Source organism: Halomonas sp. ATBC28, from assembly GCF_005937175.1.
Lineage (GTDB): Bacteria > Pseudomonadota > Gammaproteobacteria > Pseudomonadales > Halomonadaceae > Vreelandella > Vreelandella titanicae.
Window position 1 is genome coordinate 220,584 of the sequence record NZ_VCQL01000008.1, and the last position, 15,342, is coordinate 235,925.

16 protein-coding genes are annotated in these 15,342 nt (G+C 50.4%); 12 read left to right on the forward strand and 4 right to left on the reverse strand.

The window, feature by feature from the left end; genetic code table 11:
* Positions 1-38 precede the first annotated feature (38 nt).
* A complete protein-coding gene (locus E0L35_RS11550) occupies positions 39-1,073 on the reverse strand; it encodes a WYL domain-containing protein (RefSeq protein ID WP_138800350.1) in 1,035 nt (344 codons plus the stop codon).
* Positions 1,074-1,113: 40 nt separating this feature from the next.
* Positions 1,114-1,734: a hypothetical protein gene (locus E0L35_RS11555; protein WP_133732420.1), complete on the reverse strand. Its 621-nt coding sequence runs from the start codon at positions 1,732-1,734 to the stop codon at positions 1,114-1,116.
* A 715-nt stretch (positions 1,735-2,449) separates the two neighbouring features.
* Here E0L35_RS11555 and E0L35_RS11560 point away from each other — a divergent pair.
* From E0L35_RS11560 to E0L35_RS26945, 5 genes are all read left to right on the forward strand, one after another.
* Complete coding sequence (locus E0L35_RS11560; RefSeq protein ID WP_138800351.1) at positions 2,450-2,962, forward strand: hypothetical protein; 513 nt, start codon at positions 2,450-2,452, stop codon at positions 2,960-2,962.
* Between the two features lie 61 nt (positions 2,963-3,023).
* Positions 3,024-3,392, forward strand: a complete 369-nt coding sequence (locus E0L35_RS11565; RefSeq protein WP_138800352.1) for a hypothetical protein — start codon at positions 3,024-3,026, stop codon at positions 3,390-3,392.
* A gap of 57 nt (positions 3,393-3,449) precedes the next feature.
* Entirely contained in the window at positions 3,450-3,857 is a 408-nt protein-coding gene (locus tag E0L35_RS11570; protein WP_212751682.1) for a lysozyme inhibitor LprI family protein, read from the forward strand.
* A gap of 225 nt (positions 3,858-4,082) precedes the next feature.
* Complete coding sequence (locus tag E0L35_RS26650; protein WP_249362134.1) at positions 4,083-4,241, forward strand: ATP-binding protein; 159 nt, start codon at positions 4,083-4,085, stop codon at positions 4,239-4,241.
* 155 nt (positions 4,242-4,396) lie between these two features.
* A complete protein-coding gene (locus tag E0L35_RS26945; protein ID WP_349304640.1) occupies positions 4,397-4,567 on the forward strand; it encodes a Fic family protein in 171 nt (56 codons plus the stop codon).
* Positions 4,568-4,717: 150 nt separating this feature from the next.
* Here the strand turns inward: E0L35_RS26945 and E0L35_RS11580 are convergent, their stop codons facing one another.
* Positions 4,718-5,956, reverse strand: a complete 1,239-nt coding sequence (locus tag E0L35_RS11580; RefSeq protein ID WP_138800353.1) for a PcfJ domain-containing protein — start codon at positions 5,954-5,956, stop codon at positions 4,718-4,720.
* A 134-nt stretch (positions 5,957-6,090) separates the two neighbouring features.
* Between E0L35_RS11580 and E0L35_RS11585 the strand changes: the two genes are divergently transcribed.
* The 3 genes from E0L35_RS11585 to E0L35_RS11595 all read left to right on the forward strand — a co-directional run bounded on the left by E0L35_RS11585 (position 6,091) and on the right by E0L35_RS11595 (position 8,744).
* Complete coding sequence (locus E0L35_RS11585; protein ID WP_138800354.1) at positions 6,091-6,822, forward strand: Sir2 family NAD-dependent protein deacetylase; 732 nt, start codon at positions 6,091-6,093, stop codon at positions 6,820-6,822.
* Between the two features lie 40 nt (positions 6,823-6,862).
* On the forward strand, positions 6,863-8,098 hold the full coding sequence (locus E0L35_RS11590; protein ID WP_171051141.1) for a PD-(D/E)XK nuclease family protein: 1,236 nt from the start codon (positions 6,863-6,865) through the stop codon (positions 8,096-8,098).
* 112 nt (positions 8,099-8,210) lie between these two features.
* Entirely contained in the window at positions 8,211-8,744 is a 534-nt protein-coding gene (locus tag E0L35_RS11595; protein ID WP_138800356.1) for a hypothetical protein, read from the forward strand.
* A gap of 157 nt (positions 8,745-8,901) precedes the next feature.
* Here the strand turns inward: E0L35_RS11595 and E0L35_RS11600 are convergent, their stop codons facing one another.
* A complete protein-coding gene (locus tag E0L35_RS11600) occupies positions 8,902-9,213 on the reverse strand; it encodes a hypothetical protein (RefSeq protein ID WP_138800357.1) in 312 nt (103 codons plus the stop codon).
* Between the two features lie 143 nt (positions 9,214-9,356).
* Here E0L35_RS11600 and E0L35_RS11605 point away from each other — a divergent pair, with 143 nt between their 5' ends.
* The 4 genes from E0L35_RS11605 to E0L35_RS11620 all read left to right on the forward strand — a co-directional run bounded on the left by E0L35_RS11605 (position 9,357) and on the right by E0L35_RS11620 (position 15,258).
* Complete coding sequence (locus tag E0L35_RS11605) at positions 9,357-11,021, forward strand: NERD domain-containing protein/DEAD/DEAH box helicase (protein ID WP_138800358.1); 1,665 nt, start codon at positions 9,357-9,359, stop codon at positions 11,019-11,021.
* Positions 11,018-13,948 (forward strand): SNF2-related protein, encoded by a 2,931-nt coding sequence (locus tag E0L35_RS11610; protein WP_138800359.1) that lies wholly within the window; start codon positions 11,018-11,020, stop codon positions 13,946-13,948. The genes E0L35_RS11605 and E0L35_RS11610 overlap by 4 nt, the downstream gene beginning before the upstream one ends.
* A 135-nt stretch (positions 13,949-14,083) precedes the next feature.
* Entirely contained in the window at positions 14,084-14,569 is a 486-nt protein-coding gene (locus E0L35_RS11615) for a hypothetical protein (RefSeq protein WP_138800360.1), read from the forward strand.
* Positions 14,570-14,580: 11 nt separating this feature from the next.
* A complete protein-coding gene (locus E0L35_RS11620) occupies positions 14,581-15,258 on the forward strand; it encodes a site-specific DNA-methyltransferase (RefSeq protein ID WP_283241537.1) in 678 nt (225 codons plus the stop codon).
* The last annotated feature ends 84 nt before the right edge of the window (positions 15,259-15,342 follow it).

Below are 15,342 nucleotides of genomic sequence, written 5' to 3' on the forward strand. Positions count from 1 at the left end.
ATATCCTTTTCAATATGTTGGCTTCCATGAACAAGACTTTAATAGGTTTCTTGCGCGACCAGTGTGCGTTGGTAATGCGCGAGTACCTGTTCTGCATTCGCTTTTAGCGTTTCTCGCCACGCCGCAGGAGCCCGTACGTTGATATTGGCGCCCATGGCCATCAGCCACCACAGCGTTTGTTGGTCATCGGGCACCTCGGCTTCTAATTGTTGCCAGTTGCTGTCGGACAGTGGTGTCAGCCGCTGAGTTTCAGACAGTGGGGTCTCACTGAGTAGCCACGCAACTTGTGGCGCTACATGGGCGACAAGTGTGACGGGGGCTTTGCCTTGCAAATAGCCGAACGCTCCACCTGCTATGTAATTGTCTAAGTCAAAGCCGTGCAAAGGTCGCCAGGTCGCTTTGCTTAGAGCGGCTGTTTCAATGCGGTGCATGGCGAACTGACGAATATCGTCATAGTCGTCCACTGTCGCAAGTAAATAGGTCACGCTGTGTCGGCTGACTAGCCCTTGAGGATGAAGGGTGAAGTGCTTTTTGGTTTTGGATGTGCGTGACAAGTACACGACATCCACCGGTTTCTGCTCTAGCAGGGCTTGAGAGACGATTTGCCACGTCATTTCATTAAGTGCCGCGGGGATAAGCGCTTTGCCATTGGGGATGGCACGAACTTTCCGGGCCCATTGGCTCAATCCGTTGGAGCTCATCTCATCCAGCAACCGCCTCGCATCCGTAAAGTGCGGCGATAATTGCCCAACGACCACAGGGGGCAGTAATCCTTTTAAATACTCTTCGGCAAGTACCAGCGTCAGCGCGCTCGGCACATCCAGCGCGGGCAGCTGACACTGAAAGTCGCGATCGAAATACCACTGATAGGGCTTCCGGCTATCATCACACCCGATGGGAAACTGCGTCGAGAGTTTTTGGCTCAAATCCCGCTGTAACGACCGAGTATCAATATTAAACCCGCGTTCAGCGAGTTTTTCTTTCAACATAGGAGTCGACATTTTCTTAGGATAACGGGGGATGAGTTGCAGAAGCGTCAAGTAGCGAAAAAGTGTATCGCGCGTATCAGACATAGTGACGCTAATCCTGGCTATAGGAATGAAAGCAGTAAGTTTATCGTGCCTCACAAAACTTAGCGACTCTCTCGGGTAGCGCATCGGGTTCCCGAGCAATCAAATGAGCTCGGCGTCGCCAAAGTCCAGTCATGCGCTGGTTTGGGGTGGCATGGGGGAGGTGCCCCCATAGTGCGGCAGGGTGAATGTCGAGAGGCATTTCAATTGACGTGTTTGGGTGTCCTTCAAGCCATCGATACACCTCCAAAGCGCCGCGGCCAACGCATACGGGAAATAGCAGTGCATTCAAAGGCAGGGGTAAGCCGAGAGCCAACAGCAGGGCGTTGACTTCATGGTCGCACGCTAGGTGCCAACGATGCCGGTTAGCTACTAGAGGAGCGGTTAAATGGCCTGCCACGCAATGCCAAATTAGGTGGGCATGTAAAAAGCGCCGAGATTCATCGGAGAGACTGGCGCTATAACAGGGACAAAAATAGAGATGCCGGCCATCCGTGCTTGCCGTGGCTATTTGTTCCTGCAAAACAGGGGTCAAGATTAAAAATTCGCTGAGCAACTCCATAACAGGCAGTGTTTCTGCCCAATAGGCGCGATCCGCCTGCCACTTCGCCAACTCTTGCTGTGCATCCGCCGTTGCTGAAGATGAACGTACCAACGTATCCATAGCATGCCTTTCCTCAAGGGTGAGGTGTCATAAGCTACGTTAGGGGTGCGACAACTCAAGCCGCATAAAAGCGAAGAATACCCATTGCTGTTTCGATAGCTAAGCTTGAATGGGGAACTGATCTCTCCTGGGTGGTGTACGAGAAGTAAGCTGTAGCTTGGCTCGGCTTTCGCCATGAAGCTGATGCATGATCGCAACCATTCACTAACTGGCTCACACGGTTAAAAACCTCAGGTGGCTTTTGAGCATTTTTAACCTTCAATAGCAAAAGTATTAGTCTTCTGCTCTAGCAGCTAGTTCAATGTAATGATATCCTCATTATTATTAGATTAGATAGCTTATTATTAGTCTCGCATTGCGGCACAGGCTGTCGCAGCCTTCGGTTACTTTCTTGCCATTCCTTTTGTTGCTACTTAGTAAAACAAAGATTTTTGCTTGTTAGCCCTCTAAGCGCCAGACGCCTGTGCTTTTATCCGCGACGGTAAAATGGATTGACTGCCATGTGAATGCCAATGCAACGAGGGATGTTACATCCTTGCCATCGAATAAAAAGGCCTGCTCCTCTAAAAATAGAGGAGGGAATACAGCTCAGCGAGAAAGATATTCGCGAAAAAAGAATTTGGCATCATGCCAGAGAGACGTGACTAAACCAGTCGCGCAATAGAAAAGTGGCTCAAGCCACTCATCAAAAAATGGAACATTAGGGATCATTAAAATGAAAATGCTTAAGTTGACTGCTGCTCTTGCCGCCGTATCACTGGTGACAGGCTGTGCCTCCATCGTTGGAGACAAAGAGCAAGGCATCACGATAAACAGCAGCCCGAGCAATGCCAATGTGTTGATCACCGATGAGCGCTCTATGCAGGTTCACTCGGCTACAACGCCGACGACTGTGCAATTGCGTAAATCTGACGGTAGTTACTTCGGTGGTAAGACTTACAATGTGGAAATCTCCAAAGATGGCTACGAAAGCCGCACTATGATGATTAATTCTAGCCCAAACGGCTGGTTCATTGGGGGCAATCTGATCTTTGGCGGCTTGATCGGTTGGCTGATTGTTGATCCTCTGTCTGGCGCTATGTATAACCTTTCACCTGACATCATCAATGCAACACTTGGTGAGAGTGTTGCTACCAGCGATGACGGTAATTCCGAGATTACGCTTGTTTTGGTTGAAGATGTGCCTAGCCATTTGCTTGATCAAATGGAATATCTCGGCCAAATCTAAGCCATTAACAGCACCGCCTCCGGGCGGTGTTTTTGTACTGTGATTTCAGGAACCAAATACCATGACTCATCGCATATTCGCATTTACTGCCGTTGCTCTTACCGCGGCGCTCTTAACTGGGTGTGGCTCAGTTGGCGTTCAGCCTGTCTCAATGGGGACCGCTAAACCTGCTAATTGTGAATTGAAACAGTACGTCAGTGAGCGCGATATTGAGCGGCCCTACGAAGTTGCCTGTATGATTACGTCTGAAACTGGCACTACGCTAGGGCATGATAAAACAGCCTCTGCCGCTATTAATAATGCGCGTGAGGAGGCTTGCGCGTGTGGCGCAGATGCCATTGTCGTCGAATCCTCCGAGGAAGAAGGAATCACGCTGTTTACCTGGGGGCAGGGAAAAGCACAGCTCAAAGCTGTTCGCTACCAGGATTAAAATAAGCCCGTCTGGTGCGCTAGACGGGGTATTTGCTCTATACATAGGATTTAAAACATGGCGATGAAAAAATGGCAGCCAACTATAGCCCTAGTGTCATGCTTAATATTGCCAGTGGCAGCAACAGCACAAAGCAGCACTGAAGATGAATACACCGGCCGCTTTGGTAAATGTATGGATGCCTCTGGTGGAGTGACTGCCGAAATACTGAGCTGCATTGCTGATGAGTTTGCTACTCAAGATGCGCGTTTGAATGGCGCCTATAGCGATGCCCGACGCGATCTTTCCGAAGAACGCCAGCAAGTGCTGTTAAACGCCCAACGTCACTGGATCGCCTATCGTGATGCGAATTGCGGCTTCTACTCCACTATCGGTGGCACGCTCGCACAAATAGCCAGCAATGATTGCTTGTTAAGAGAAACCGCCGAGCGCGCTGCCGAGTTGGAAAATATGGTGGGGTGGTAAAGAAAAGAATCTGGCTCGGTACCTGGTTCGAATTATTCCTCAAAAAGCACGCCTTCAAACAGCGTTACGCGCCGCCGTTATGTGTGGAGTATTCCACTGATTATACTGCTCGAAGCTATTATTAATACCTTAGTACATAGCGATTACTCTCAGCGTTAGCCCCATTAGCATTGCATTTTTGATGGCCGTATTGTGATTGAAAGCCCAGGGCTACTTATGCAAAGCATGACCGTTGAAGACATGAAGCGAGGCTTTTCAATGATCCGTAGCCCGGTGATCGCACGGCTATTCCGAAAGCTTGGATTAATCGAACAGTGGGGCAGTGGTGTAAAGTGCATTTTCGCGGAGGCACAGGCCCAAGGGTTTCCGGAGCCCAGATATTGAAGAAATTGCCAACCGCGTGCGTTTGAGTATTCGACTGGCGGAGGCTCTTTCCATTGAGAAGTCAGTGCCGTGACCCAATCTGAACCAGTGCAGCAGGAGTCACGGCTATAGCCAGTGCTGGCAGCCAAAGTCAGGATCAGCTGGGCAAATCGGCTATGGCCCGTAAGCTTGGTCACAAGTGCGTTTCGGGAGAGCTCAATAAACAAGTAGGCAATTTACGCAAGCAGCAACTTATTAAAATGACTCTGCCCGAGAAGCCTAATAGCCGCCTTCAGCAGTACCGCTTAACTCTTAAAGGTCAGCGCTTTTTGCAAGATGCCTTCTAGGGACTAACGTGAACGCCGCCAACATCAAAACATACGCCCCGAAAGCCCGTCCTCGCTACTGACACCATGAAATGTTGGCGCACCCCATAACCAAGGTAGCTGCCACACTGAATAGATACGAAAGTTTGAACCACACAAAACAAAGCATACCTATGACTGCTCTGTTAACCAAACGTTAATGAAGTAATGTGCTTCCGGTGATGGGGGCGCGTTACGTACCCCGCGTGCCTCGCTTAGCTTCCAACGCTGGCCTTGGGGCGTGATGGCAACGGTTACTGGCTCAGGTTGCTGCAGGTGATAGATAGCGACTTTTCCGTTGGCGACGGCGCTGCTGTAACTGCCCACGCAGTGCCGCATGCGTTCTCCCTCCAAGAGTAAATCCTGCCAAGAAGTAATGGCGGTGATTGACGCCGTGTTAGGCAAGGGCGGCGTAGGGTAGGGGCCATGGCGTTGCTGCAGTTCAGTGGCGCTACTTTGAAGATTGTCCGCGGTTGCGTGGGCATTAAAAACATTCACTAACTGGTCATGCAGGGTCTGAAAGGCCGCCAATGAGTATACGGGGTAAAGAGCTTCAGTCCTTGTAGCTAACATGCGTTGGGTATCCACCAGCATCGCTTTAAGCCAAGCACTACCACGGTAATGGGGAGCAGGGGTTAGCGCCTCGTTGATAAGTGTAAGCAATCCCGGCCAACGTGCGCCCTCATAATTGGCTAAAAAGATAAGGTGCCTGGCGTGAACATAAGGCTGATGACGCAAAAACTCGCAGTTGTCGGGATTATTTAACGCCCTTTTAAGCGGAAAGAGTTCGCGCCGAATCACCGGGCCAAGCTGGCAGCGACGCAGCAGCTTGGCACTTGATCGCGTTGCGGGTAAACCTGCAACTGCACATAGCGTTGATTGCTTGTGGTGAAGTAATGCCGCGAAGGTGTCCGCTGACCATCTTTCTTGTGCCCCCTTTTCTACCAGCAGTATTAGCAGTAGTGGCGATGACACTGCCATGTCGAGGGCAGCGTCTAATCGGCCAGCAACCTGCGCTAATTCAATGCCTAAAAAAGGCACCGCATTAATAACCTCAATTAGTGCGTCGGGCATACCCTGCGTTAGTACCTCACCATGGGTAGCCATAAGCACCTCCCAACTGATCCCCGGTGGCTCCAAAAACGCACCCGCCGCTAAGTGTGCGCCCTCTGCCTCACTGATCCACGAAAATGGTGCGTCCGATTGCCAGAGTAGAATCCGCACAACCATGTGATAGCCAACGACAGAGGATAAATCGAGCGAGACGCTGCTATCCGCAGGTGAAGGTTCGCTGGCCCAAATGCGTCGGGCAAAGCGGGATATCCAGGTAGCGAAGTTTGCTGTAAGTGATTTGGTTCGCAAAGGGGGCATTAGTTAGCGTCATCCAGGTGTGGGCTAGGCGACCAAATAATAGTGGGTTTGTACGACATTAAATGTCGCATGGCGCGGTTAGGCTAGTGATTGAGAACGATGCTTGGAAGTAGCCGCTGCAGTAAGGAGCCCGTATGAAACCTGCTATAAACCCAAACAAAATCGTTGTGTTTACCGGTGCCGGTATTAGTGTCAGTAGTGGCCTAGAGGCGTTTCGTGACAGCGATTTAAGGTCGGTTGGGCAGCACGAGCAATTGGCTTCACCCCATGCCTGGAATAGGCGTCGGAAAGAAGTGATAGAGTATTACAACTGGCGCCGAGAGTGTGCTGGCAACACACAACCTACCCCGGCTCATCTTGCTATCGTGCGGCTTGAGCAAAAGTACGAAGTTGTCGTAATTACCCAAAACGTTGATGACTTGCATGAGCGCGCTGGATCTCGTGATGTCATTCATTTGCACGGAGAGCTTAGAAAGGTGAGATGTTGCGGTCAGCATGCGCTGGTATCGGATATCGGCATCAGCCCACAGCATTTAGGTGACACCTGCCCTGATGGGCATGAATTACGGCCACATGTGGTCTGGTTTGGGGAGCAGATTATGCATTACTCAGAGGCTGGTCGGCATTTTAAGACGGCAGCCAAGGTGCTGGTAATCGGAACTTCGCTGCAGGTTGACCCAGCAGCGAAGCTGCCCAAAAAGGGAAGATATAGGGCGGAAAAGCTTATCGTAAACCCTCACTTCGATGTGGCGGATAGACCCTACAGCTATCGTATTATTCATAAAGAGGCGGATAGCATTGTGCCGGATATTGTAGCGGCCTGGCTTGAAGGGCAGCGCTGGGACTATGGGCTGGGTCGCGCCTGAGAGCGTGGTCATGATATTGCCACAGCAAGGATCATTGTGCATGAGTTCAACGAAAAAAGCTGAAGACCTGCTGCACTTGGCTGCACTTCTTCAACGTCACTATGTGAGCACTCCGCGTTTTAACGTATTCACCGTATTGCATAAACCAACGGATGAAGTTCGCTTACACTCGCGTTTTATTGCCGCTTTGCTAAACCCTCAAACGCATGAGTTAGGCGTAGAGCTACTTAAGTGTTTTATCGACCAAGTACGTATCCCGGATTTCTCCTTAAAAGGTGTGCGTGTCGTTACCGAGCAGCAGCGAATTGATATTCTGGTTACCAACACCAAGCGTCAAGCCATTCTGATTGAAAACAAGCTACTTGCCGCTGATCAGGAAAATCAGTTGGTCACGTATTATCAATCACTGCGTGCCCAAGGCTACCGAGAGGTGCACGTGGTATTCCTTTCATTGGACGGGCGCCCTCCAGCATCACACAGCTTAGGGCACCTGGAGCAGCTCGGTACTAGTTCCGATATGCCAGGCACTTATCAAACAGCCGCCTACGCAGAGTGCTTGCGGCCCTGGCTGGCCAAATGCGTAGAAAAATCCGTACTGCATCCTACTTTACGCGAAAGCATCGTTCAGTATCACGACCTGATCACACAGTTAACGGGACAAGACATGGACACCCACCACCTGGATACGTTGGCTGACACCTTGCTTGAGGGAGACAACCTGCTTGCAGCGCATGACATTCGTCTGGCGTTTGATGAAGCGCTGATTCGTTTACAAGCGAAAATTTGGATAGAGCTCAGGGAGACGATCAGCGGAATCAGTGCTGAGATGGATCAGCAACTGGATAGCCAGCATTCAACGTGTGGCAACGTTCAAGAGCAGTGCCGAGTATTTATGCAGTCTTATAAGCGTAGATCACCCAATCGCGAGACCGTTGGCCTGTATTATAAGCTGCCTAATCTGCAAAATGCTTTTATCGCTGCTGAAGCAGAAATAAACAGTATCTATCTAGGAATTAAATGCTCCAACGAATCAACAGAGTATAAGCCGCTGTGTCAGTTATTGGACAAAGAGGGGGAAATGGCCAGTCGGAATCACCTATGGCCTGGTTATGCCTACATTCCCCAGGATTTAAATTTGCGTAACCCATCCATTCAATCTTTGCGTACCCTAACAGACGATGCGCAACTAAAAAGCTACGTTCAAGCCATGGCCGATGAGATGCTACGCCTATGGCATTTGTCATCAGAGCTTAAGATAGAGGGTTATGGAGATTGACCACCTTGACGTTAGAAATTTCGCAGCCTTCAAGAAGACCGATTCCGACGGGGCAAAAAATAACAAACGGCAGCGTATAAAGGATTAATTTTATTAAGGAAAGGAGCTTAATATGGGAACCATGACAGCACATGTTTTAATCGGTGATAGTCATCCAAATGACGGCGGGATACGGCCTCACTGGGCAGTTCAGTTATCGGAAAATAGCCGACCCCATCTCGTCTTGCACAATAATGTTAATTATCTGGCAAAGCCTGTTAAAACCCCGCTCTATTTTGAGTGGACGCCAAGTATAGAGAATGGCGTTGAAGATATTCTGGCGATGATCGCTCTGCATGCGATAGACGATAATCCCTTAAAAGAGAAAATGACGAGTCTATACCCGGAAATATTCAAGCAGAGGGTGCATGTCTATGAGATTCCCGAAGACATAAGAAGCGAGCTATACCAAGAGATACGTAACGTGACCAATTGGCCAAAAGTAGTAGTCTCACTTTATCGCGGCTGCTATCTGGAAAATAAAGTCGCTTTACTGGAAGAGCTGGATATTGACTTTGAAATATGCCTATCGGTTAGAGCTAGGGAGAAAAGTAATTGGGGGCATTTAAATATCCGTAGGGAGGTGGGCAGTATTACTAGAGTTTAGGGGAAAGGGGGGATTGACGAAGCGCGTCAATTTTTCTGTTCAGATTGTTGGCGCGCTAGCCGAGTTGAAGCACACCCAAAATAGATAGACTGGCTGTCGCCTAGCGGTGGGTAGCTCCAACCTCGTAAAAAGGATAAAAAAGTGCTACATGATCGGCCTATGTTGTTTCGTCGTTCCTCACAGCACCCACCTGAAAAATATCGCTCACTGGGAAATCTGCCAACAGCACGGCCGCAGCAGCAACATGGTTGGGGACATGCACCAGAAAATTTACTAATAAGTTGTGAATCTCCTGATCGCTGAATTGCTCTGGCGCTGAATAGAACTGTACTAGACGATCTAGGTCACCCAGCCAGTCCGTCATATGAAAGGCGACCTCCGCACTCTCCGATGGCGTCAATTCTGAGGAGTGCTGGATCGCTTCCTGTATGCGTTCTCTTACTCGATTTTCCATGATTTTCTGCTGCATAGAGAGCTCCAAGGCCAGTACAGAGGCAAAAGATAGTAGCGGTGCATGGTCACTATATTTTAAGTAGAATACCCAAATACATTTAGCCCAGGTAGGCTTCTGGCTTAATCGGGCAGTGAACATAGATTAATCGGGGAGTTAACTTGGCTGAAATTTACCCACGGCTCAGCAATGCTGAGCTGGAAGCACTGCCTTCACGTGCTGAAGCCAATGTGTACCGGCAGCTTCGCGCGTTAGATTTCCCTGGCCTAGAAGTGATGCATAGCCTAGCAACGCAAACACGTAACGATAAAGGAACTTGGGTTGGCGAGATCGACTTCCTGCTATTTCATCCGCAGTATGGGATTCAGTTGTGGGAAGTAAAAGGCGGCGGTGTTTGGTTAGATGGTGAAGGGCAATGGTGGTCAGAAGGTAACAACGGCATCCACAAGCTCACCACTACACCGTTAGAGCAGCTAAAAAAGCAAACTGGAAGCCTTGTGCAAGCGCTTAACCAGGTGTTGCCAGGTACCAAGTTACCTATTGCCCCTGTGCTGGTATTTCCCGATACCCGTGAATGGCAGGGCACCTTCCCAGAATTAACCTTGAACCGCGACCACGTAATGCTCAAAGGCGATTTGCAAGCCATGCGTGTGGAACAGCTTGTTGGGCGATTTCAGAACACCGCCTGGGCGGGTAGGGCAGCGGTAAATTCGCTGCCACTTACCAAACAACAAACCACGCTGATACAGCACCACTTGTTGCGCCCTGCGTGTGCGCGTGCCACTAGCGTTGCTGAGCAAGCACGCGATGTGGAAGCAGCGCTGTTTCGCCTTAGTGAAGAGCAGCAGTGGGTACTACGCCTGCTAGAACATATTCCCCGTATGGCGATTTATGGTGGCGCGGGTACGGGTAAAAGCGTGCTGGCGCGTATGCGTGCTGAACAGCAAGCGCGAGAAGGTAAAAAAGTGCTACTGCTATGCTTCAACATTGCACTTGCAGAAGCCCACCGCCAAGCTATGGCCGATACCCAGCTTGGCACTATTGAGATAGCTACTTTTCACGAGCTTTGCCAAATACGCGCCGAAAAGGCAGGCTTTGGCTGGCCGGTGCCTGAAGCGCCCGTCGATATCCCACGCTTTTATAACGAAACTGCACCAGACCTACTGATTGAAGCGTTGCAGAAAATGCCCGAGCAGTGGGGTGCCCTGGTGGTCGATGAAGCTCAAGACTACGTGCCTGAGTGGTGGCTGCCGCTTTACGAAATGCTGGCAGAAGACGCCAGTGTGACGCTGCTAGCAGACCCCGCGCAAAACCTTTTCGCACGGGATTGCCAGCTTCCGTTAGATGTATTCGACGGCATGGTGCCGTACCCCTTTACCCTGCATCGCAACTACCGCAATGCGTATGAAATTGCCTGCTGGCTAAAAAAGCGCCACAGCGCAGCCGCCGAGCCAGGGGAGTTCTTGCCCAGCAGTCAGAATGCTGTGAAGGTACATACTTGGCAAAAGCCCCAAGACCAATGGCCGCTGCTGCAAAAGGCCATCGCCGAGTTTGAGCAAGACGGCTTCACGCCGAGCGATATTCTGTTGCTTACCCCGTTCAAGGTTGCCAATAGCCAAGTACTGCAAACGTTAGCAGTAGAGAGCCCACACTACGCCGGGCGTATGTTCAACGTCGCGGCCGTAAAAGGTCTTGAAGCGCCAGTGGTCATCCTAGTGGATATCGGCGCCAGCAGCTGGGCGGCAAACCCAAAAGTGGAGTATGTGGGGGCGTCGAGGGCGCGGGTAAAAGTGATAGTTTTTACTTCAGCATCGAGTCTTAAATGAGCATTACCCCCTACCACGCAAAATATTACGCTTACGAGCTAACCAAACGGCATGCTGATAACGGAGTGGATCGTCTCTCTCAGTCACTGTTTGATGCCAGTGTAGATTTAAACCCACACCAGATTGAAGCGGCGCTGTTTGCCATGCGTAACCCGCTGCAACAAGGCGTGCTGCTGGCGGATGAAGTTGGACTGGGCAAAACAATAGAGGCAGCCTTGGTAGTTTGCCAGCTATGGGCGGAGCGCCGTCGGCGTATTCTAGTGATAGCTCCTGCCAGCCTGCGTAAGCAGTGGGCGCAGGAGCTGTATGAAAAATTTGCGGTACCCACCACAGTAGTTGATGCGACGGTGATGCGCCAAGAAGCCGCTGGCAATACGCTGCAGACGCTTGAAGTTTTAACGCGCAGCAGCGTTGTAATTATGTCGTATCACTTTGCAACCCGCCTTGAAGATGAATTACGCGGTATTTCATGGGACTTAGTCGTATTGGATGAGGCCCACAAGCTTCGCAATGCCCACCGCCCAAGTAACCGTATTGGCCAAGCGTTACGCCGTGCCCTGAAAGGGCGCAAAAAACTACTGCTGACAGCCACGCCTCTGCAAAACTCCCTAATGGAGCTTTACGGGCTATCTACTCTGATTGATGAGTACTTGTTTGGCGACGATAAAGCATTTCGCAAGCAGTTTGTGAATAACGATGCTAGTTTGCCCGAACTGCGCGAGCGGATAAAACACTTTACCCACCGTACCCTGCGCAAAGATGTGCTGGAATATATTCAATACACCCAGCGCAAGGCACTTACTCAACCCTTTGAACCAACCAATGACGAGCAAGCGGTTTATGATGCCGTCTCGGCGTTTTTACAGCGTGAAGACTCCTTTGCCCTGCCGAAAAGCCAGCGTCACCTGACAGGGTTGATCCTGCGTAAGCTGCTGGCCTCCAGTACCCCGGCCATTGTGGGCACCCTAAATAGTATTTATCAGCGCCTGGAAAAACAGCGCCAGGAGATGCAGGTGGATACACTCCCACCGCCCAACAGCGACAGCCACTGGCTGAATACGCTGGCTGCTGAAGAAGACTTCGAAAGCGACACCCTTGAAGCGCTGGAAGAGCAAACCCGAAACGGCAAACTGGAGGACACCACACCGAATCCCGATAACTCTGTCAGCATCAAGCGCGCCCTGGATGAAGAAATAGCCGAACTGGGGCGCATCATTGAACAAGCAAATAACCTAGGTGACGACACCAAAGCCAGCGCCTTGCTTTCCGCCTTGACCCTTGGCTTTACGAACATGAAAGCTTATGGCGCGCCGCGCAAAGCCATTATTTTTACCGAGTCGCGCCGCACCCAGGAACACCTTCATCAGTTTCTCTCAGCCAACGGCTATGCAGAAAAGCTGGTGCTGTTCAGCGGGACCAACAACCACCCGGAAAGCCAAGTAATCTATCGCAGATGGCTGGATGAACATAAAGGCACGGATCGCGTCACAGGCTCGGCGCAGATTGATAAACGCACCGCCTTGATTGATTACTTTCGTGAACGCATGGGCGGTGCAGATATCATGATTGCCACCGAAGCGGCTTCCGAAGGGGTGAACCTGCAGTTTTGTGCGCTGCTGATCAACTACGATTTACCTTGGAACCCCCAACGAATCGAGCAACGCATTGGCCGCTGCCACCGCTATGGGCAGCAGTTCGATGTGGTCGTGATTAACTTCCTTAATACTCGAAACCACGCCGACCAGCGTGTGTTGGAACTGCTGTCGGAAAAACTCAATCTGTTTTCAGGTGTCTTTGGAGCCTCCGATGAAGTATTAGGGCGGATTGAAAGCGGCATCGACTTTGAAAAGCGCATTCTGACAATCTACGATACCTGCCGCACACAGGAAGCAATCGAAGCCGCTTTTAACCAGCTACAAAGCGAGCTGGAAGATGTTATTACTCATCGTGTGCAGGAAACCCAGGAACAGCTGCTGGAAAACTTCGATGAAGACGTGCATGACCGGCTTAAACTGCGCCTGGATGAAGCCGAGGCGCGGTTAGATAAAATAGGTCGCTGGTTCTGGGGCGTTACCCGCTATGCGTTGGCCAAACGTGCCCGTTTCGAACCCAAAGCATATAGCTTTTCCCTTCAGGAAACGCCCAGCGACTTCACCGAGCAAGTGCCACTGGGGCGTTACCAACTGATTCGCGGCGCAGCTCAGCCAGATATGCTCGCCCATGCTTACCGCTTGAGCCACCCGCTGGGTGAATGGGCCTTGCAGCAGGCGCGTCAGGCGGCTACGCCAGTGGCCAGTGTGACCTTTGCTTACCAACGCCATGAAACCAAGCTCTCCCAGGTGGAAGCGCTGGTTGGGCAATCCGGCTGGCTGACTCTGCAGCGGCTGGCGTTTACAGCCTTTGAAACCACCGAGCGGCTGCTGTTTAACGGTATGACCGATAGTGGCACACCGCTAGATCAAGAAGTTTGCGAAAAGCTGATGATGGTAGAAGCCAAAGCCGTACCCAGCAACGTTTCTCAACCGCCACCGACCTCCTTGGTCGAAAATAGCCAGTGCCATTTGCAGGCGGTGACGGCCGAGCTACTGGAAGACAACCAGCGGCTATTTATGGAAGAGCGCGACAAGCTTGAAAAATGGGCCGATGACAAACTACTGGCGGCTGAAGAAGCATTGAAAAACACCAAGGCCCAGTTAAAGCAACACAAACGCGATGCCCGCAAGGCCACCACTTTGCAGGAGCAAAACGACTATCAGGAAAAAATCGCCGCACTTGAACGTCAACAGCGCCAACAGAGACGCGATGTGTTTGATGTGGAAGACGAGATTATCGACAAGCGCGACGAACTGATTGGCACCCTGCAGGACAGGCTGCAGGAAACCACCGACAACGAAACGCTATTCACCCTGCGCTGGCAGGTAGAGTAGCGGAAGGTATCGCGAAAGGACGCAATATGTGCCCGCCACAGCCAGTTAGCCGGATTTTCCGAATAACTAGCAAAACGGCCACTACGCAACAACACGATCCAAACGGAACCGAACCGCATCAGGAGAAGCACCAAGATGACTCCCCGCAATAATACGACAGATATCACCGAGCTTGGCCACAGTCCTGATGTCCGGCAAGAACGCCAACAGCAACTACTTGACCTGCTGCGCCAAACCGCGCCTGAAGTGCTCAGCGATAACCAGATTGACGTGGAGCGTTTAAAAGAATTACTGGGGGAAGAGCGCCTGTCACCGGCCGAACATTACGAGCTGAGCTGGGCCGGCAAAAAAGACGCCCGGCGTGAAATTCAAAAGAAGACCAGCCACACCCTACGGCCAGATGCTAACAACCCGGAAAGCGCCCAGCACATGCTGATTGAAGGGGAAAACCTGGAAGTGCTGCGTGTGCTGCAGAAAAGCTATTACGGCAAGGTCAAGATGATCTACATCGACCCGCCGTATAACACCGGCAACGACAGCTTTGTTTACCCGGATGACTACTCTGAAACGCTTGATGAGTATCAAAAGCGCACCGGCGAAAAAAACGAGGCGGGCTTTTAAACAAGCAGAGCCTGTGGAAGAAAAACAGCAAGGAAAGCGGCCAGTACCACAGCGCCTGGCTCTCCATGATGTATCCTCGCCTTTACCTGGCGCGCAACTTATTGCGTGAAGATGGCGTGATTTTTATCAGTATTGATGAAAATGAAGTGGCTAATTTGCAGTTGGTTTGTGATGAAGTTTTTGGTGAAGAGAATATGCTGTGCTTATTTGCTTGGCGATCCGAAGGGAATTTCGATAATCAGGCAAAATTTAAATATTGTCATGAGTATGTTTTAGCATATGCAAAAAATGAAAGATATTTCCCGCATCCTTTAACTGTTGATCCAAACGTGCCTAAGAGTAGCAAAATATATCGCCCTGAAATTCGAAATACAATTGTGAAAAATGGGCCTAAAAATCCACCAAGTAAAATAGTTATTCCAAAGGGGTTTCCTGCTGCCTTTGATAAAGGTGACTTTTTCTCTCGTAATGATTCTTGGCCAAAAATTGAAAATGATTTTTCAGTGGCTAACGGTGAGGTATTAAATGAGGTTGCTATATATAGTGGTTGGAGTTCAAAACATTTGATATTAGAATTTATTGAAAATGGGTTTGAGGAGGTTTTGGATGCTAAAGGACAGGCTACAACTTTTGAAATTACATCTAAGGAAGGTCTGAATAACTGCCGATATTCATCAACGCTTACTTGAGCCGACAAAAAATCGAAAATTCAGACACTCTTCTCCCTTTCTTTGTGTATTTTTGCTCCTTTCCCGCTCATTGAGCGGGAAAGG